Genomic DNA, 19439 nt, shown 5'->3' on the forward strand with positions numbered 1-19439 from the left:
TATCGAGCAGTAGATAAATTTAGGCCATACGGTTGACTTTCTTTTGACCAGAAAAAGACAAAGAATGAGCGCTCAGTCTTTTCTAATTAAAGCAATTGGTAATAATTTCCGGCCAAGAGTAATAAACATTGATAAAAGCGGTTCTAATACAGCAGCGATCAAAGTCTATAACGAACGTTCATTCTCAAAGATTAAAATCCGACAGTGTAAATATCTCAACAATATTGTCGAACAGGACCATCGATTTATAAAATGGAGCATACAAAACGGATTAGGTTTTAAAAGTTTTGAATCGGCAAAACGAACATTGAGTGGAATTGAAGTTGTGCATATGCTGAGAAAGAATCAGATGGTCAAAACCGGGATATCTATGTTTAAATCATTCTGTAAATTGGCGGGCTAAATTTTAAATTACTTAAATTCTTATATCTGATTCTGATAGATGCGACAGAACCGTTCTAATTTTTAAGTATTAATTTCTTTTTCTCAGTTTTCTTTTTTGTTAGTTTTTTCTTTTGAAAAAAATCGCTTAAAGCTTTTTCTTCAGCTAATGTTAGAGAACTTAGTCCACCAATACTGTCTATATCTAAATCTAATTTTTTAGTTTTCATAATTATTTATTTTGAAAATATTTATTGATTAATTTCAAAGCTGATTTTGTTTCAATTATCATAATTCTACCACCGAAATGGAATGCTCCAAGTGTTTTTTCATAATGATCAACTAATTGCGATTTTGAAAGAAAAGAAACATTTCCATCGTGACCGCGCTGAAAAGATAATTTACAAGCATAAGCAACTAGATTACCAGCTACACCAGCATAAACCTTTGTTTGTCCTTTATTGAATGGAGCACTTTCAACAAGATGCATATAGACATGATCTGACTTAACTTCTAAGCTGATAAGACCTTGAATTATTTTTGAATTTCCAAAGATTGTAAGTTTATAAACATCTCTAATTGGATTTTTAAATTCTTCATTCCAATTAAAAAGCCAGCCATTTTTCTTTGTTAAAGACTTTAAATCAGAATTTTGGAGAATAGAAATTTCAGTCTGAAAACTATCTCCAGTAATCACGTTTTCTATTGAGTTTGTTAATTTGTCAATTATAAAATCGAGTCCTGATTCTGCTTCTTTATCCATACTGCTAATTTAATGAATATAATCTAATTTTGAAAACATTTGAATATGGAAAATAAATTCTGCCGACCCTGTCGACAGAATTGTTGGGCTAGTAATGTTTCGAACTTGAGCCTTCAAATTGTTTTAATACAGTATTATCATTTCTTGTTAAATCTAAATGCATCGATTGTGCACCCAGTTTAACTCTAGCATCATAAGAAAAGCTATTATTTAATTGCCTGCTGATTCTGAAACTCTTCGATGGTTAAGTTTCCGAGTGCAGAATGTCTCCTGCAGGTGTTGTAAAAGTTCTCGATATAATCGGTTATTGATTTTTCTGCTTTCTCTTTAGTCTTATATTTATTTTGGTATACCAGTTCTACCTTTAATGTCTTGAAGAAGCTTTCTGCTATCGCGTTATCATAGCAGTTTCCTTTTCGGCTCATGCTTTGGGTTATTTTATTTGTGGCTAATAAAGCAATAAATTCACGGCAGGCATATTGCTTTCCTTGGTCTGAGTGAAAGAGTAGTTCCTGATTGTTCTGCAATGGACGATTTAAAAGAGCTTTCGTTAAAGAGGTGATGCTTGTATCTTTTGCTCTCATTGTTTCGCTGATTGACCAGCCGATCACTTTACGGTCAAAAAGGTCTATCACCACAGTGAGATAGATCCAGCCTTCATCTGTTTCGATGTAGGTGATATCAGAAACCCAGATTTCGTTTCTTCTGGATGTCTTAAAAATCTGTTCTAATCTGTTTTCTGCTGATCTGTTATTACGGGGTGGGTTTGTAGTCTTTTTATATTTAGATTTTGCAATGCTTCTCAGATGGTTTTCCTTCATAATCTGCCCTACAAATTTTCTGGAAACTTTTATCCCGATGGAATCTAATTCTTTAGCAATTCTAGGGCTTCCGTATCGGCATTGGCTCCAGTGGTAAATTCTTATAATTTCTTTTATTATATGGGCTTTCCGCACAGACTTTGATGTGGGTGTTCTTTTCCTCCAGCGGAAGAAACTGCTTTTGTGGATCTGAAAAATCCGGCACATCTTCTCGACAGGAAATATTTCAGCATTTTCTCTGATGAATTCATATTTCACCTGCCGCTCTTGGAGAAGATATTTTGAGCCTTTTTTAGGATGTCCCTTTCAATTTCTAATTCTTTTATCTGTTTCCGAAGCTTCTGCAGCTCATTTTTATGGGATATTTCAGCTGAAGTTTTCTTTATGGTAAATCTGCCTTCTTGGTAAAGCTTCTTCCAGTGCTGAAGGGTATTTGTACTGATGTTGAGTTCTCTTGCCACGTCACAGACTCTTCCGCAGTGGATGCTCATGGAAGCGGCCAGAATCTTAAAGCTTAAAGTAAAGGTTCTCCTTGTATTTTTCATGCTGTTAAAATTAGCAGGAATAAAATTAGCTGGCAGTCAGAAATTTTAGGCAATATATCATCATTTTTTACTACTTCAGATAAACACTGCCTAAGCTTTTAGTCGCAAATAAGGTATCAACTCCATTCAGGATTGTAGCATTTTAATATAATAATTGTTTACAATATTCCCAGAATTATTTTTTAGCAAACTTTGCTTTTTTTATAAAAGCTAAGAGTAAAAAAAACTTAACGTTTTTTACAATAATTTTTTTCTCTCTCCAACAGTTTTTAGAAATGATTCTCTTTTCTTTTTATTCAGATTGTCTAAGCCTCAACTTTTGCATCTGATCCTGTTTTTGTGTGATTCTATAAAAAGAAAATAAATGTAAAAAAAAGTTAAAGTTACCTATTTGAAAGGCTATAAAAAAAAGGCGCCAATTGTCTTCAATTGGCGCCTTTTGGCTGTGGTGACCTCGACTGGACAAATTTCTGTAAATTTTATGGAAGATTTGAAGATATTGTCTACTACAAGTAGGTGCTGTCTTTTAACGGCACTAGAAATTTGGTTTGGATTTCCTGTTGAGGATTGAAGCAAAAATTCACTTAGTTTTATATATGATTTTTTTACAAAATTTATCTGATAATTTTTAATTTATGTAATTTAAGTAAAAAGACGCAGCCTTAATTTTTTGTGAAAAAAAATATATTAGCTCCATATATTTAAAGTTTTGAGTTGGTAATAAAATTTTAAGCAGAATCTCTTATAAAATCGACTATTACTATTGTATCGCATAGTAAATATAGAAAAAACCCTAAAATTTTAGGGCTTTTTCTATATTTATAATTTATTTTCAACAAGCTACATTTTTGGAAGCAGTACTGTATCCACTACATGTATAACACCATTAGATTGATTTACATCTGAAATTGTAACTTTAGCTTTATTGCCACTTTCGTCACTGATGTACAAATCTTTTCCATCCATCCAGGCAGTTAAAGTTCCGCCGCTGACTGTTTTTAAAGAGGCTTTTCCTTTACCAGATTTTATTGCTTTTGCAATATCAGAACTATTCATTTTACCAGCCACTACATGATATGTCAATATAGTTTGTAATGTTTTAATATTCTCAGGTTTCAATAATGTTTCAACAGTTCCGGCTGGTAATTTACTAAATGCTTCATTTGTTGGTGCAAAAACAGTAAATGGTCCTTTACCTTGTAAAGTTTCAACTAATCCTGCTGCTTTTACTGCTGCTACCAACGTTGTATGATCTTTTGAGTTTACCGCATTTTCTATAATATTTTTATTAGGATACATAGCCGCTCCACCAACCATTACTGTTTTTTGTGCAAATGATGTAAATCCAAATCCTAATGCTAAGATTGATACAGCTAAAAATTTTCCAGTTTTCATAATTACTTTTTTTAAGTTATAAAGTCATTTACGCTTTAATATTCTTTTTGGTTTTAACAAAGTCAAGAAATAAAGTAAAATAAGAATTTGTTAACTAAAACATGCTGTGGATGAGTATTTTAAATTAACGTTTTTTGTATAATTTATTTGCCTCAAAATAAGTTCATATGAGTATTAAATCGGCATTCAGAAAAAGTAAGTTAATCTCTGTTTAATAAAGTTTCGAAACTAAACTTCTTAGGTATTGTTTTGCTTAAATTTTAATTCTTCAAAGTATCTTGTTCCACAATTTTGCCACAAAACTTTAGACGGGTGAAAATCGTTAAAAACCGCCTTAAGTTTTTGTGGCAAAAAAGGTATCTACTCCAACTCTATACGGTGTGATTTTTTCCATGATTTATTTAATAAATGGTTTTCCCTGCCATGCCTGAACCAAAGTAAGGGTAACAAAAACAAAATACAGCACACTTATTAAATACACATCTCTTTTATTGTTTGCCAAAACAAAAGTAAGTAATGGAATGATCTGCAGCGCGTGCATTCCAAAAAAATGAGCCACTCTCAAATCGCCATAATTTTTACTCCAATTTAAAACTGGTATTCCTTACGTACCATCTTCTGCACCCACGGTATGTTTAAAAAGGTTTATCATTGCAAAGCCCTGCAGCATAAAGATGACCATCATTATTAAACTTATTTTAAAAGCCAAAATAATTTCACCACTTGCATTAAATTGTTTTTGAGTAAAAAATAAAGTGATAATAAAAATAGTATGAATTAATACTACAATCAAAGATAAACCCATTAATGCAAAAATAACCCTATCGAATGGTGTATCTATATTATAATGCGATTTTCTGCCACGAGATGCCTGCACAGTAATGAGCAGCAGTTCAATAGAGGAAAATATGATAAAACTCCAGCAATAATTAATTACCTATCTTTGATTGTGTAAATACACAATGTACAAAGCCATTGTAAATGCAAAAACACCAAAGGAAATAAAAAATTTTAAAGGCTTAGTCCATGCATTAAGTCCTGCAACAAAACAAAGTATTGCGTAGCCCAACAATAGCTCGTTTTTGGCTTTAAAATATTCAAAAATGTTATGCAGCATTTTACTTTTTTTAATTTATTGTTGATTGTATTTAATTGCAAATTCTTTGGCAAATTCATCAAATTTTACTTTTCCCAGATTTGGTAAATTTTTGTAATAATCTTCAAATAGCAGTCCGGTATGCATACTTGCATTCATTTCAGTGATATCCTGAGCTAATATTGATGGTATTCCAAACTGTTTTAAAGCACTCAGCATTTGTCTATCGCTGATTGTTTCCCATTTTAAATAGGACTTTCCAATTGCTTTTCCCAATATAGATGCTATTTCCTGGCATGTTAAAACCTCACTTGCCACATAACGCACTTCTCTACCAGAGCCTAAGGTAGTTATTTCTTCTGCAACAACAGAAGCAATGTCAAGTGGCGAAACCCACGGCATTTTGTCTTTAGCTCCATAATTGGACATAATTAGTCCTTTTTTGCCTTGAAAAAAACCTTTTAAACCGTAATATTTGATCGTTAATATCTTTCCGATAAAACTATCCAGAAAACCTTTGCCATGTATCGGTTCTATAAATTCGTATAAATTATAATAGAAACCAACAGGACGCATAGTAGTAACAATTACATCAGCAGGAAGTTCTTTAAAAACTTTTTCTGCTATAAAATGAAAGGCAAGGAGCCCATTGCCAAATTCTAAATGGGCTCCAATACTGCTTAGATGAATTACACGTTTTATGCCTGACTTCTCAATAGCTTTAGTATAATTTTGGGCAATCCTGAACGCTTCGGCTCTTGCGTCAAGATTGGGGTTTTCTCTGAATTTGAAGGGAGGTAACATGCAGTAAACCACATCAGCAACTTGAAAAGTATTGATTAGAAAATCAACATCTTCAATAGAGCCAATGGCAGAAATTGCTCCCAAATCTTCAATGTCTTTTTGTTTTTCGGGCTTACTGCTGATAATCGTAACCGAATGACCTTTTTGGACTAACTCAATAGCAAGGGGCTTGCTGATATTTCCTAGTGAACCTGTTATAACGATTTTCATTTTTTCTATATTTAGTTGTAGTGCAAAGTTGTGCAACATACAGCAAAGAGGTTTAATGAAATCTACTATTGTTTTATGAAAATAGAAGTTAGGTTTTGTTTATTCTTTAAGGTTCTGGTATCTTTTTTTTTCGACGATAGATCTAATGTTTCTATTCCTTTCGCAAAAGGAGTTAAATTTTTGAAATAACTAACAACTTAATATGTTAGCCAAAATTAAATACACATGAGAATTTTATTCTAGAACGGTTTAATATTTAAGTACTTTTGCTCACGCCAACAATATTTCTACTTTGAGAAGATTTACATTAAAAGTATACTCCATTCAAAAGCAATCCTTTATTAGTATTACATTAGTTTTACTAATTGCAACACTTTGTTTTTTATCTTCAAATTTGATCGATTATAGAATTACAGCATTAATTTTACTAATGACTGTTTCGGTTCTTGCAGTCCTATTTGATATTTTTCCGGTTTTAATAACGGCAATCTTAAGTGGTTTAATTTTAAATTTCCTTTTTATTAAACCACTTTTTTCATTTGAAATTACCAACACCGAAGACGTACTGCTGTTTATGATGTATATTATTATTGCGTTAGTAAATGCAGTTTTAACTTTCAAAATACGGGAATCGGAAAACAAAGCAAGAGAAAAAGCAAGAGATATAGAAGAAAAAATAAAAACCATAAAACTCTACAATGTTTTATTGAATTCAATTTCACACGAATTACGGACACCAATTGCAACAATAATAGGGGCTATTGATTTATTAAAAGAAAAAAAAAGTACTATTTCTGAAAAAAATCAAGAAGTTTTATTAGACGAAATAGACAAAGCCAGTATTAGGCTAAATCAGCAGGTTGAAAACCTTTTAAATATGAGCCGATTAGATACTGGAATATTACAATTAAAAAAAGATTGGTGTGATACTAATGAATTGATAAATGGTGTTATTCAAAAATTATTACCATTATCAAATAATCAGATTTTAGTTTTTCAACCAAACGAAAATCTGCCTTTTTTTAAATTAGATACAGGGTTAATTGAAGAGATAATGCATAATATAATATATAATGCACTACTTTACACTCCAAAAAATACAATTATTAAAATTGATACCAAATACGAGATTTCTAATTGTATTATTTCTGTCTCCGACAATGGTGGTGGTTTTCCTGAAAATGAGATACAATTTGTTTTTGATAAATTCTACAGACTGCAAAACAGTAAAAGCGGCGGAAGTGGATTGGGCCTGTCAATTGTAAAAGGATTTGTAGAAGCACACAACGGCACTATCGAATTAGAAAACAATATAACTGGCGGAGCAAAATTTATAATAAAATTGCCTGTTGAAACTTCCTATTTAAAAAATTTAAAGAATGAATAAAGCCAAAATATTAATTATAGATGACGAAGCACCAATTAGAAAACTGCTCGAAATCACTTTAGAGAGTAACGACTATAAAGTTTGGCAGGCCGAAACAGGCAAAAGCGGTATCCTAATGGCAGTAAACCATCCGCCTGATTTAATTTTGCTGGATATTGGCTTACCAGATAAAAGTGGTCATGAGGTGCTAAAAGAATTGCGTACTTGGTATACCAAAGGGATTATTATTCTTTCTGTTCAAAATAGTGAACAAGATATTGTAAAAGCATTAGACAATCATGCAACTGATTATCTGGCAAAACCATTCAGAACAGCTGAATTATTGGCGAGAGTCAGATCTGTTATTAGACGCAATCAAAGGAATGAAGACAGTAATATTTCAAATTTTGGCGAATTGCAGATCGATTTAAGTGCACGAATGGTAAAAAAAAGTAATAAAATTTTAAAACTCACTGCAACTGAATTCAATTTATTATCTCTGTTTATAAAAAATGAAGGAAGGGTTTTAACGCATCAATACCTTCTAAGAGAAATTTGGGGGATTGGGTATCAAACAGAGACACAATATTTACGTGTTTTTGTTGCAACATTGCGCAAAAAAATTGAGGAAAACCCAAATCAGCCCAAACATATTGTTACTGAAAGCGGTGTTGGTTACCGTTTTAGTTAATCTTTATAAAATCTTTATATTTTAACGATACTTCTTTATGTTTTACAAATACCATTTCGTCGAACTTTGCCCCATCAAATTTTCAACAAATTAAAATGGATATTTCAAAAAATGGAATTAAAAACAAAGTAACAATTGCTTCACTTTTAGTAGCACTTGGAATAATATATGGAGATATTGGTACAAGTCCCTTATATGTTTTTAGGGCCATAATTGGTACACGAAATATAGATTTGACTTTAGTATATGGAGGCGTTTCATGTGTATTTTGGACTTTAGTTTTTCAAACTACAATTAAATATATCTGGCTTACACTCCGAGCAGATAATCACGGTGAAGGAGGAATATTTTCTCTTTATGCACTTGTTAGGCGTTATGGCAAAAAATTAGTAATTCCAACTATTCTGGGAGCAACAACATTACTTGCTGATGGAATTATTACACCGCCAATTTCCGTTTCATCAGCTATTGAAGGCTTAAGCATGGTCAAAGGATTAGAAAACATTATTATTCCAGGAAATACCTTAACTATTGGAATTGTTGTGGCCATTATCTCGCTTCTATTCTTTTTTCAGCGTTTTGGAACTCAGGTTATTGGCAAAGCTTTTGGTCCTATTATGACACTTTGGTTTACAATGCTAATTGTTTTTGGAATTAACGAAATTTTAATTCATCCCGATATTATAAAAGCATTAAATCCCTATTATGCTTATAATTTATTAATTAATTATCCACATGGATTCTGGCTTTTGGGAGCCGTTTTTCTTTGCACAACAGGTGCTGAAGCATTATATTCAGATTTGGGACATTGTGGTATCAAAAACATTCGCATCACATGGATTTATGTAAAAATAAGTTTAGTAACGGCCTATTTAGGGCAGGCCGCATGGTTAATGCACCAGGGACAAGTGCTGCTCAATGGCAGAAATCCATTTTTTGAAATTATTCCAAGGTGGTTTCTTTTACCTAGCGTAATAATTGCTACAATGGCAACCATAATTGCATCACAAGCCTTAATAAGCGGAAGTTTTACTTTAATTAGCGAAGCAATGAATCTTAATTTTTGGCCTAGAGTTACGGTGAGCCAGCCTAGTGACAGCAAAGGTCAAATTTACATACCAAGTGTAAATACCATGCTTTGGTTTGGCTGTATTTTAATGATGGTTTATTTCAAAGAAAGTGCTCATATGGAAGCTGCCTATGGATTTTCCATAACCATCACAATGATGATGACTTCCTTATTATTAAGCTATTTTATCTACTATCGATTAAAATGGAATAAAATTTATGTAATAGGTTTTTTAGTTGTTTTTGGAGCTATTGAAATATCATTTTTTATCGCCAATGTCGCTAAAATAAAAGAACGCTGGATGTTTTTATTTTTCGAATTTTTTATTTTTATGGTAATGTATGTGTGGTATTATGCACGAAAAATCAATAATAGCTATACTAAATTTGTAGAATTAGGAAAATACAGTGAACAGTTGACAGAATTAAGCCAGGATGATGTTATACCAAAATTTGCAACACATTTAATCTATCTGACTAAAGCTGACAGAAGACATGAAATAGAAGAAAAAATTATCAAATCAATTTTCGCAAAAAAACCAAAACGATCCGATGTATATTGGTTTCTTCACATCAATCGAACAGAAGATCCATTTACTCTTTCTTATGATGTTTCGGAGTTGGTTGATGATAAAGTAATAAAAATAAATATCAATGTGGGTTTTAGAATACAGCCAAGAGCCGAATTGTATTTTAAAAAAATTGTACAGGAATTAGTAGCAAGCAAAGAATTAAATTTACATATCCGTCCCGATGGTTCGACAAAATATAACAACGAACCTGATTTTAAATTTGTTGTAATCGAAAAATTTCTTTCAGTAGAAAATGAATTTGAATTACGTGACGGGTTCTTATTAAAAGGATATTTCTTTCTTAAAAAATTAGGATTGAGTGATGAAAAAGCTTTCGGCTTAGATAAAAGCGATGTTCAGGTTGAGCAAATTCCGGTCGCATATAATAAAATTTGCAACATAAATTTGGAGCGAAAATAAAAAAGAAAACACCCTGTACTAAAAACATGCAATGGTTGGAAGATATTGATAAGGGTTTGTTAACTGACATTATGATTTTTGCGCTGTCCATTTATTTTTAAAATGTTTCAAAAGGACTTACTGAGGTAAATTTAATTCTAAGTTTTTCCTGTGCAAAAGGGGATATTGATTGAATTAGTTAATATCACCTATATTTGTTCAGTTTATAGATTCAAATTCTTTAATTTTTTTTAACTTATAACTTAAATTTTGCGAACTCTACTTTTATCATTTTATAGTTAATAAGGAAAAAAAGATTAGATACTTTCTAAATTTTTCTTAACCAGCTGTGTACTTTTGTTAGCACATCCAGAGGTTATTTAATAATTTACAGTGAATCATAAAATAAGACAAGAAACAGCTGTTGAAAGGTTATCTAAGAGAATTGGACTACCATTTAGGAATACTTCTTTAATAATATTTAGTCAAAGCAGAATCATTAAATTTGTTTTTTTTATTTTCTTAATATTTTAATTAAACCAGACAAGTGATTGTTGGTAGATCAATATAAATCTTCAAGTTAGAGTAATTCAAAATATAGATAATATGTTGTATAAAAATATTCTTTTAATTGATGATGACATGGATGATGTAGAACTTTTTCTGGAAGTTATTAATTCACTGAAAAAAGAAATTGTATTTAGTTACGCTACTGACCCCCTAAAAGCACTTGCCGAATTAAAGATTTCAGAAAAGTTACCGGATTTACTGTTTCTTGATATCAATATGCCCTGTTTAAATGGACTTGATTTATTGAATGAATTACAAAATGATACAAAGCTTAGATATATAGAGGTTATTCTAATTTCTTCCGCTCCTGAAGACATTATTAGAAAAAATCTATCTGCAAAAAAGTATGAAATTGGAAGATACATGAGAAAACCCAATAATTATAATGATTTCGTTAATCAAATGAGAACGATTTTATAGGCTAATTTTCATATTTTAACGTAAGATCTATAATTACAAAGTCTAAACAGAGTGTTGAAACTTTTAATCCGTCGTTTCCTAAAATTTGTAATTCATGTCTTTTTTATTTAACGTTGAGCTGCGAAATTCAGTCCTTTATTTGATGTTTCCGTAAGTTAAATAGGGAGATAAACGGCTGCAGCCTTTTCGGCTCAAACCGGGTTTGGAAATGTGCCGGCTGTAATTTACATGTCTCTCTTTTGCAAAACTCTCTAAGTACCGCCAGGCCCAATATTCTCCACCCTGTTGAAAGTTTTCATTTCTCTCTGCAATTTCATCAGAAAGTGTTTCTCCTTTTAAATTTTGATAAAAATCAGGATCTAAATTTTCAAATTTAAAGGCATTCAAATCAATCATTTTGGGAGTTGCACGCATTGTTTTTTCCCAGCGTTTATCCCAATCATTTGCTGATCGCAGCTTTCTGATTACGCCATGGAGCTGGCATTGTTTCCAAAGAATATGATAATCATCAAAAAAAGACTGCATGGCAATATCCCTGTCAAAAGTGACCTTATTGCCTATTGTTGGGGTAAGTTAGAAGCAATAATTTCAAGTCATTATACTTTTTTTTCAGACTTTTCAAGCATAATTATCTCTTGTAGGGACTTAAAAAGCTTTTTAAAGTTCGTACGCTTCTTCAAAAACTGCACTTTCTTGAATTTGGTCATCGCTTCCTGTAGCATATGCCCTGAATTTCGAGAATAAAGTACGATTGGAATTCTTTTTAGACTTTTAATATCTCGAAGTAATTTAAGAAATCCAGTTCCATCAAGATCTAGCATATTATAATCCAAAAAAATTATATCGGGTGATAATTTTGAATTCTGAAGTTTTTTTAGAGCTTCAAGCGCACTACCTTCTACTGATGATCTAATTTTATGATTAATTGCATTCACTACTAATACAAAAGTCTCTGCATCATCGTTAATATCGTTGACTAGTAATATATTTTTGTATTTCATTCACAAACTAAATTTTACAGCAAAAAAATTCTAATTTAAGCCAGTTATTGTCTTTAAATTCTGTGCAATTTTATTACAAAATAAAACTATATCAAAGAGCAATAAAGCTAATTTGTAACAACTCTGAAAAACTTTGTAATAACTTACGGTCTATACTTTAAATTGATAAATACAAGTAGCGACTGTTTTATTTTTTTATTTCGTAAACCACAAACTTAGTAGAATTGGTTGAATTTTGATCGTTGAGAAGCAAGCCTTCTATCGCAAAAAGCCAAGAAGCTGTGGACAATTCCCTAAAGTTGATTTTCTCAGTTTTGTAGCAGAGTCGTGGCACATTAGGTTTTAGATTTGACACTTTTTGCCACAAAATTTTAAGGCTGCCTCTTTTTACATTTCGTGGCAAAATTATATATAAACTAAATGCATTTTGCTTCAATCCCCAACAGGACATCCAAACCAAAATATTTCAGACATATAAAAACAGACACTACTACCAGTTAGCCAATCTCTTCAAATCTTCCATAAAATGTATAGAAACTTGTCCCGTAGAGGTCACCACAGCCAAAAGGCGACAATTGAAGACAATTGGCGCCTTTTTTTTTAAATATAACCACCAATCCACCTCCTGATAACAAAGCAACAACTGTAATAATTAATCATTATCTATATTTTAATTGAATTAAAATTAAACCAATAAGCTTTTATGCTTAGGATTACAGCAAATCTAGAGTGATGGCCTGCCCTATTAGCCCCGATAGCATTATTTTCGCGACAATAAAAGAAAGACTCCCAAATGATCAAGAAATATCAATTGGGGGAATTTCAATATTTAGAAATACAATGATTCTGCCAGCAACCCTCGCTAATCTAAATCGAGTTTTGACAGGAGGAAGTTTTATAAAGGCTCTGATCAGCAATCTAAAACTAAAAGAAATTTCCTGTTTTCACCTAAAGTCGAAACAAGGTTCATGTTCAGTATCACTGAAATTACCCCTTTGAGTTTTGCGGGTTTGACAGCATTAAATTCTTAGAAGCTTTTGAAATTCTTCAACTCAAGAATTGTGTTGTGGATTTTTATCAATTTATAAAATAGAATTTACACCGTTTTTAAATTACATCTATCGGTTTAAAATTAAATCTATTTTCAATTTTGAAGTCGCTCTCAAATGTAAAATGACTACTTTTGTTTAACATTAATTAATAAGTGTTAAACAAAATATATAATAAAGTCAATCATTGCAAGGATCGATAATAGTGTATTGAATGAAGTTCAGATCGACAGAATTATAGAAATGGCATAGGAAGACCTAACACCTTTTGATGCTGTAAAATTTCAATTTGGTCTATCTGAAAGTGATGTGAAAGCTTTGATGAAAAAAGAATTAAAGTTCAGCAGTTACAAGTTATGGCGTGAAAGGGTTGAAAATTGTAAAACAAAACACGCTGCAAAGAGAACCGAAGCAATGGGCAGGTTTAAATGTAACAGGCAAAGAGCAATTACAAATAATAAAATCTCTAAGCGTTAATAAAAATTTTACAGATGATGAAAAAAGATAAACCCGATAATGTAGTTTTTTCTAAGGAGCATGGTTATAATGCAAGCGTACTGCCTTATGCTACAAGTGTGGGCGCACCAGTAATAAAAGCTGATGATTTAACAGGCTGGAAAAACATGGGCATCAATAAGGTAAACAAAGAATTTGAAAGCAAATTCAGGGAACTGAAAATGCAATACCAGGATTTAATCGAAGAATTCCAGTGGAATGAATTGGTCTATAACGCCAGATTTTCTTTTGAACCTATTGTGGGTGAAATATATCATTTATACAAGGATGCAGACGGTTTTGATTTTCTCTCACTTATAGGACCCAAAGAATGGAATAAGGAACATATTGCTACTTTTAGACTTAACAGTGATAAAAAATGGATACTCATCAATTGAAAAGTTCCATTTTTTAATAAAATTTCTACTAATGAAAAACAAAATAAATTTTAAAACTAGTGATCTGGAAAAAATGGACAAACAAAATGCCGTGCATTTAATAAACAGTTTAGGCGGTTTTAAAAGTGCGGCATTGGCAGGAACTTCTGATGTACAGGGAAACACTAATTTATCCATTTTTAGTTCTTTTTTTCATATTGGAGCCAATCCGCTATTAATAGGCGTGATTTTTCGCCCCAGCCCGCCAGAGCGTGATACCATGAGAAATATTATAGATACAGGATTCTATACCATTAACCATATCAACGAACAGATCTACAAGCAGGCACATCAGACATCAGCGAGATATAGCAGAGAAATTTCAGAATTTGATGCTGCAGGACTCGGTGCGGAATATAAAAATAACTTTCCAGCTCCTTTTGTAGTTCAAAGTAATATACAGTTAGGCATTGAATTTAAAGAAAAAATAGATATTTCAATTAATAATACCACTATGATTATCGGGGAAATAGTCCAGATTTTCATTCCCGAAGACTGCTTGTCTGAAGATGGTTTTGTTAATTTGGAAAAAGCAGGTACCCTTACGTGTTCGGGTCTGGACAGCTATCATAAAACCTTGCAGTTAGAGCGGTTAAGCTATGCAAAGCCTGATAAGGAAATTACATCATTACTTAAAAGTTGAACAAAAAAAAGATAAATATTATCTGGTTCAAACGTGATCTTCGTTTTACAGATCACGAACCTCTTTTTATGGCCCAGCAGCAAAATATTCCTCTTCTTTTGGTTTATCTTTTTGAGCCATCAGTAATGGCTTATGATGATTCTGATATGCGTCATTGGCGGTTTGTTTATGAATCATTACAGGAAATGCAGTCTAAATTAAAGTCAATTGACGCGCAGATTTATTATTTTCATAACGAAGTCCAAACTGTTTTTGAGCACCTATAAGTCTTTATGATGTTAAAACAGTGTTTTCGTATCAGGAAATATATCAGCTCTCTTTTATTTGCTATTATTATTGCTACATTGGTACATACCTATCTTATACAACCATTTACGATTCCTTCTTCATCATTAGAAAAGACATTGTATACCGGAGATTTTTTGTTTGTTAGTAAAATTAATTTTGGCGCAAGAACTCCAATGACTGCAGTTGCATTACCTATGGTGCATGACTCGATTCCCTTTTTTGGTGTAAAATCATATTTATTTAATGATGATGTTACAAAAAAAGAAACATCAATCCTGAACAAGTTTCAATTGCCCTATTTTAGATTTCCTTCATTGGAAAAGATTAAACGTAATGAAATCGTAGTTTTTAATCAGCCTGCGGACACGCTGCGTGATATGGATAATTTTCATCCAGATCGCAATTATTACAAGCCAATTGATAAAAAAACAAATTTAGTGAAACGATGTGTGGGAATTCCTGGAGATTCGCTAGAAATTCGTGAAGGAAATATTTATATTAATGGTAAAATATCACAAATGCCTGAGAGTGCTAAAGCCCAATATAATTTTCTTATAGATACAAAAGGTGAGGTTATTAGCCAGGATGCACTTGTGAATAGATATGGAGCCAGAGAAGGGATGAAGGATGAGAATGGAAATTTTGCACTAATAAATACAGGACAATATTTCCTGACATTAACTGATAAGGAAGCCGCGCTAATAGCAAATAATCCGATTGTTAAAGGAGTCAGCAAACATTTATCGCCAAAAGGCGAAGATGGAGGTGTATTTCCTCATGTACCTTCGTTGGGTTGGAATATGGACAATTTTGGTCCTATATATATTCCTCGAAAAGGGACAATTATAAAATTAGACATAAAATCGCTGCCTTTTTATAAACGAATTATAGAAGAATATGAACATAATACTTTAAAAATTCGTGGTAATGAAATTATAATAAATGGTAAAGTAAGTACGACATATACTTTTAAACAAGATTATTACTGGATGATGGGAGACAATCGTCAAAATTCTTTAGATGCAAGATATTGGGGATATGTTCCATTTAATCATGTAGTTGGAAAACCTGTATTTATTTGGTTTAGTTGGGAGAAAGATGGAAAAGGTTTTAATAAGGTAAGATGGAATCGTGTTTTTTCTGTAATAAATGGGAATGGAGAGCCTAAGTCATATCTAATACATTTTTTATTATTGCTAGTTGTTTATTACATCGTAGCAAATAAAATAATAAAGAAAAAGAAAAAAAGATAGGTCCTAGATTTGTATTAGTAACATTTTGATGTATTTGTATTTTTAAATTTACTGTATGCCACGATTTTACCACAAAAGTAAAATCATTTAGAATTTAGACCTTAACAAACTTTAATATAAAAAATCTAAATGAAAATAAAAAGAAATTAACTTATTGACAAATAATAATATAAAAGGGGCCAATTGTCTTCAATTGGCGCCTTTTGGTTGTGGTGACCTCTACGGGACAAATTTCTAGAAATTTTATGGAAGATTTGAAGAGATTGGCTTACTACATGTAGGGGTTGTCTTTACATGTCTTCATTATTTTGGTTTGGATGTCCTGTTGGGGGTCGATTTAAAAAAGCTTTCGTTTTATATCTGATTTTGCCACAAAAATTTAATCTAGTAATTTTTTACTTAAAGTAAAAAGAGACAGCCCTAGCTCTTGCGGAAAAAAAAACATCCATTCCATTCTACTATAAGCCAATTATGGTAAGTCCGTTAATAATTTGTTTAATAAGTTCTTTAGATACTAGTATTGTGGCTAACATATTTTTAATTTGTGTAGATATTTGAGGTTCTAGTTTTAAAAGTTTAGACAATTGTTTTTTGGCTGGTTCCGGTTTATTTAAATATGATAGAGTAGCAGCTTTTAAAAGTGGATCCCAAAATGTTTCTTCAGCTTCGATCTTGTTCACCCAGTAATTTGCCTTTTCATAATCTTCTTTATGCAAATAGTAAAAACAGAATCCGCAATTAATCCACCAGGGATAATAAGAATTGAGCTTGATAGATTTATTCATTATCGAAAAACCTTCATCGAAATAACCTGCACAAATAATCATTAATCCTACTCCCGAAACTAAAACAGAGCAATTAGGATTTAATTGGATGCATTCTCTTGCAGCATTCAAGCAAGCTTCTTTATCATTTTTAAATAAATGATAAAGCGTCAGCATATGCCATCCCTGCTGACACACAGGATCAATTTTTAGGGATTTCATGCAGCAACGATAACCTTCTTCTATAGGCTTTTTTATCTCTTTAATTGCTAATCCTTCACCATTTAGGTATATTTCTCCCAGCATTACCCATGATACAGCATGCTCGGGATTTTTCTTGACTGCAAGCCGTAATGTAAAGAGAGCCAATTGATAATTTTCTACAGAATAAGATCGTAAATACGTCTAGGGTTAATATTTAATTAACAAGAATTATTTTCTATATTTGATATGAAATTATATTTAAATCCTAAAACAATTAACTATGAAGAAATTTTTATTTTTATTTTGCTTTGGTGTAACTGCAATTACATATTCTCAAATTGGTATTAATACTGTAAATCCACAAGCGGTACTTGATATTACAGCTTCTAATATCGTGTCTCCAGCTAATACAGATGGATTATTAATTCCGAGAATAGATACATTTCCTGCTATCAATCCTACAGTAGGCCAAAACAGTATCTTAGTTTACCTAAACGTAGCTACGGGAGCTGGTTCACCATTTGGAGTAAACCCTACAGGTTTTTATTATTGGAGTTTTCCACAGCTTAAATGGATTGGACTAGATTCCTCAGCGTCAGCCTGGTCTCTTAATGGAAATAATTCAACTATTGACGGAACCAATTTTATAGGTACTGTTGATAATGTTCCTTTAAATTTCAGGGTAAATAATCAAAAAGCCGGAACGATAAATATCACTCATACTTTTTTGGGTTATCAGGCCGGAAATAGCAATACTGAAAATTTTAATGTAGGCATAGGCGATAATGCATTTTATACAAATACTACAGGTTACTATAATGTTGCTATAGGATCTAATGCGCTGTATAAAAATAGTACTGGTAATGAAAACATTGCCGTAGGATCAAAAGCCCTGTATGAAAATACGACAGCATCTGCTAATACAGCAATAGGTTATGAGGCTATGTACTTAACTACTGATCACGGAGAAAATGTGGCCGTAGGGTATCAGGCATTAAGAAGTAATATTGAAGATTCTAATACAGCAGTAGGATATCAGTCGTTATATGCTAATACAAGTGGAGATTCTAATACAGCCGTTGGGCGAGAATCTCTAAGAAATTCTATAAGTGGAAGTGGAAATACTGCAGTAGGAAGAGAATCATTACATAATAATATTTCAGGTGCAAACAATAGTGCTTTCGGTCACAATTCATTGCGTGATAATACTACGGGAAATGAAAATACGGCAGGGGGAGATATTTCATTATTTTCTAATGATACCGGTTCAGGTAATTCAGCGTACGGAATCAATTCTCTTTTTCATAATTTATCTGGAAATGTCAATACTGGAATTGGTAAAGAGGCATTATATAATAATACGACAGGAAATTATAATGTAGCTTTAGGTTTTGCCTCATTATATTCCAATACTATCGGAGATCAAAATGTAGCCATTGGTATGGAATCTGCCAGAGACAATGTTTCGGGCATAGGCAATATTGCTATTGGTCTCGAAGCTTCAAGAACTAACTTATCAGGGAATAATAATGTTGCCGTTGGAAATTTTACTTTATATAATAATGTAAGTGGTAGTAACAACACAGCTCTTGGCCATCAGGCAGATGTTTCTAATGCTAATATAACAAATTCAACTGCTTTAGGAAATGGTGCTGTAGTTGATCAATCTAATAAAGTTAGAATTGGTAATGATAATGTGACAATCATCGAAGGTTTTGTAGCTATGTCGGTAGCTTCTGACAGAAGATATAAAGAAGAAATTGCAACTATTCCTTTAGGATTGGACTTTATCAATCAGCTGCATCCTGTAGAATATATTAAAAAAACGAATTCCGAAAAAACAAAAGAATGGGGATTAATAGCTCAGGAACTAAAGGAAACGTTGGATAAGGTAAACTATAAAAATGCTGCTATTATTACAAGTGATAAATCGAAAAATGAGTTTCTCTCTATCAGATACACTGATTTATTTGCTCCGATTATAAAAAGTATACAAGAATTATCTGAATTGGATAAAAAAAATGAAAATCTACAAAAGATCATTACAGCTCAGGAAACTAAAATAGCAGAATTGAATGCTAAACTTGAAGCAATTGAAAAAAAAATAAATGGCTTAATTCCTCCTTCTAAATAGTTTTAAGGAAAATTTGCAATTATTGTTGCAGATGATGGAATAGCATTTGTTTTTTGAATCGCTTTTTGAA

The 19439-nt window shown here is 32.0% G+C and carries 20 protein-coding genes and 1 pseudogene; 11 read left to right on the forward strand and 10 right to left on the reverse strand.

Annotation, left to right across the window (positions count from 1 at the left end; translation table 11 throughout):
- Positions 1-13: 13 nt before the first annotated feature.
- The gene (locus B0A64_RS17100) at positions 14-403 is read left to right on the forward strand and encodes a DDE-type integrase/transposase/recombinase (RefSeq protein WP_123875930.1); all 390 of its coding nucleotides are present in this window, start codon (positions 14-16) and stop codon (positions 401-403) included.
- 55 nt (positions 404-458) lie between these two features.
- Here B0A64_RS17100 and B0A64_RS25240 read toward each other — a convergent pair whose 3' ends face one another.
- The 7 genes from B0A64_RS25240 to B0A64_RS17130 all read right to left on the reverse strand — a co-directional run bounded on the left by B0A64_RS25240 (position 459) and on the right by B0A64_RS17130 (position 6015).
- Positions 459-611, reverse strand: a complete 153-nt coding sequence (locus B0A64_RS25240; RefSeq protein ID WP_165571361.1) for a hypothetical protein — start codon at positions 609-611, stop codon at positions 459-461.
- A gap of 2 nt (positions 612-613) precedes the next feature.
- A complete protein-coding gene (locus B0A64_RS17105) occupies positions 614-1144 on the reverse strand; it encodes a hypothetical protein (RefSeq protein WP_042565294.1) in 531 nt (176 codons plus the stop codon).
- A gap of 206 nt (positions 1145-1350) precedes the next feature.
- Positions 1351-2223 carry an IS3 family transposase gene (locus tag B0A64_RS17110; RefSeq protein ID WP_109746267.1) on the reverse strand — a complete coding sequence of 291 codons (873 nt, stop codon included), beginning with the start codon at positions 2221-2223 and terminating at the stop codon, positions 1351-1353.
- Positions 2220-2510, reverse strand: coding sequence for a transposase (locus B0A64_RS17115; RefSeq protein ID WP_089480720.1), 291 nt, complete (start codon positions 2508-2510; stop codon positions 2220-2222). Before B0A64_RS17115 ends, B0A64_RS17110 begins: the two co-directional genes overlap by 4 nt.
- A gap of 840 nt (positions 2511-3350) precedes the next feature.
- Positions 3351-3905 carry a fasciclin domain-containing protein gene (locus B0A64_RS17120; RefSeq protein ID WP_089480721.1) on the reverse strand — a complete coding sequence of 185 codons (555 nt, stop codon included), beginning with the start codon at positions 3903-3905 and terminating at the stop codon, positions 3351-3353.
- Positions 3906-4509: 604 nt separating this feature from the next.
- Positions 4510-4698, reverse strand: coding sequence for a hypothetical protein (locus tag B0A64_RS17125; RefSeq protein ID WP_123875931.1), 189 nt, complete (start codon positions 4696-4698; stop codon positions 4510-4512).
- Between the two features lie 339 nt (positions 4699-5037).
- Positions 5038-6015, reverse strand: a complete 978-nt coding sequence (locus B0A64_RS17130) for an NmrA family NAD(P)-binding protein (RefSeq protein ID WP_089480723.1) — start codon at positions 6013-6015, stop codon at positions 5038-5040.
- Between the two features lie 292 nt (positions 6016-6307).
- Between B0A64_RS17130 and B0A64_RS17135 the strand changes: the two genes are divergently transcribed.
- The 4 genes from B0A64_RS17135 to B0A64_RS17150 all read left to right on the forward strand — a co-directional run bounded on the left by B0A64_RS17135 (position 6308) and on the right by B0A64_RS17150 (position 11101).
- Positions 6308-7402 (forward strand): sensor histidine kinase, encoded by a 1095-nt coding sequence (locus B0A64_RS17135; RefSeq protein WP_089480724.1) that lies wholly within the window; start codon positions 6308-6310, stop codon positions 7400-7402.
- Positions 7395-8072: a response regulator gene (locus tag B0A64_RS17140; protein ID WP_089480725.1), complete on the forward strand. Its 678-nt coding sequence runs from the start codon at positions 7395-7397 to the stop codon at positions 8070-8072. The genes B0A64_RS17135 and B0A64_RS17140 overlap by 8 nt, the downstream gene beginning before the upstream one ends.
- Positions 8073-8167: 95 nt before the next feature.
- The gene (locus B0A64_RS17145) at positions 8168-10132 is read left to right on the forward strand and encodes a KUP/HAK/KT family potassium transporter (protein ID WP_089480726.1); all 1965 of its coding nucleotides are present in this window, start codon (positions 8168-8170) and stop codon (positions 10130-10132) included.
- Between the two features lie 585 nt (positions 10133-10717).
- Entirely contained in the window at positions 10718-11101 is a 384-nt protein-coding gene (locus tag B0A64_RS17150; RefSeq protein WP_089480727.1) for a response regulator, read from the forward strand.
- Between the two features lie 135 nt (positions 11102-11236).
- Here the strand turns inward: B0A64_RS17150 and B0A64_RS17155 are convergent, their stop codons facing one another.
- A complete protein-coding gene (locus tag B0A64_RS17155) occupies positions 11237-11626 on the reverse strand; it encodes a hypothetical protein (protein ID WP_089480728.1) in 390 nt (129 codons plus the stop codon).
- Between the two features lie 71 nt (positions 11627-11697).
- Positions 11698-12102, reverse strand: coding sequence for a response regulator (locus B0A64_RS17160; protein WP_089480729.1), 405 nt, complete (start codon positions 12100-12102; stop codon positions 11698-11700).
- 1292 nt (positions 12103-13394) lie between these two features.
- Here B0A64_RS17160 and B0A64_RS17175 point away from each other — a divergent pair.
- The 5 genes and pseudogenes from B0A64_RS17175 (at position 13395) to lepB (ending at position 16267) form a co-directional block, all read left to right on the forward strand.
- Positions 13395-13628 (forward strand): annotated as a pseudogene (locus B0A64_RS17175) (TIGR03643 family protein).
- A 14-nt stretch (positions 13629-13642) separates the two neighbouring features.
- Positions 13643-14044: a DUF2452 domain-containing protein gene (locus B0A64_RS17180; RefSeq protein WP_317045010.1), complete on the forward strand. Its 402-nt coding sequence runs from the start codon at positions 13643-13645 to the stop codon at positions 14042-14044.
- A 31-nt stretch (positions 14045-14075) separates the two neighbouring features.
- The gene (locus B0A64_RS17185) at positions 14076-14726 is read left to right on the forward strand and encodes a flavin reductase family protein (protein WP_089480733.1); all 651 of its coding nucleotides are present in this window, start codon (positions 14076-14078) and stop codon (positions 14724-14726) included.
- Positions 14723-14992, forward strand: a complete 270-nt coding sequence (locus B0A64_RS17190) for a deoxyribodipyrimidine photo-lyase (RefSeq protein WP_244285440.1) — start codon at positions 14723-14725, stop codon at positions 14990-14992. The genes B0A64_RS17185 and B0A64_RS17190 overlap by 4 nt, the downstream gene beginning before the upstream one ends.
- 6 nt (positions 14993-14998) lie before the next feature.
- Positions 14999-16267: a signal peptidase I gene (lepB, locus tag B0A64_RS17195; protein WP_089480734.1), complete on the forward strand. Its 1269-nt coding sequence runs from the start codon at positions 14999-15001 to the stop codon at positions 16265-16267.
- Positions 16268-16725: 458 nt separating this feature from the next.
- Here the strand turns inward: lepB and B0A64_RS17200 are convergent, their stop codons facing one another.
- Positions 16726-17400 (reverse strand): tetratricopeptide repeat protein, encoded by a 675-nt coding sequence (locus tag B0A64_RS17200; protein ID WP_089480735.1) that lies wholly within the window; start codon positions 17398-17400, stop codon positions 16726-16728.
- A 115-nt stretch (positions 17401-17515) separates the two neighbouring features.
- Here B0A64_RS17200 and B0A64_RS17205 point away from each other — a divergent pair, with 115 nt between their 5' ends.
- Entirely contained in the window at positions 17516-19369 is a 1854-nt protein-coding gene (locus B0A64_RS17205; RefSeq protein WP_089480736.1) for a tail fiber domain-containing protein, read from the forward strand.
- Positions 19370-19439 lie beyond the last annotated feature (70 nt).

The sequence above is a fragment of the Flavobacterium araucananum genome, from assembly GCF_002222055.1.
Classification (GTDB): Bacteria; Bacteroidota; Bacteroidia; order Flavobacteriales; family Flavobacteriaceae; genus Flavobacterium; species Flavobacterium araucananum.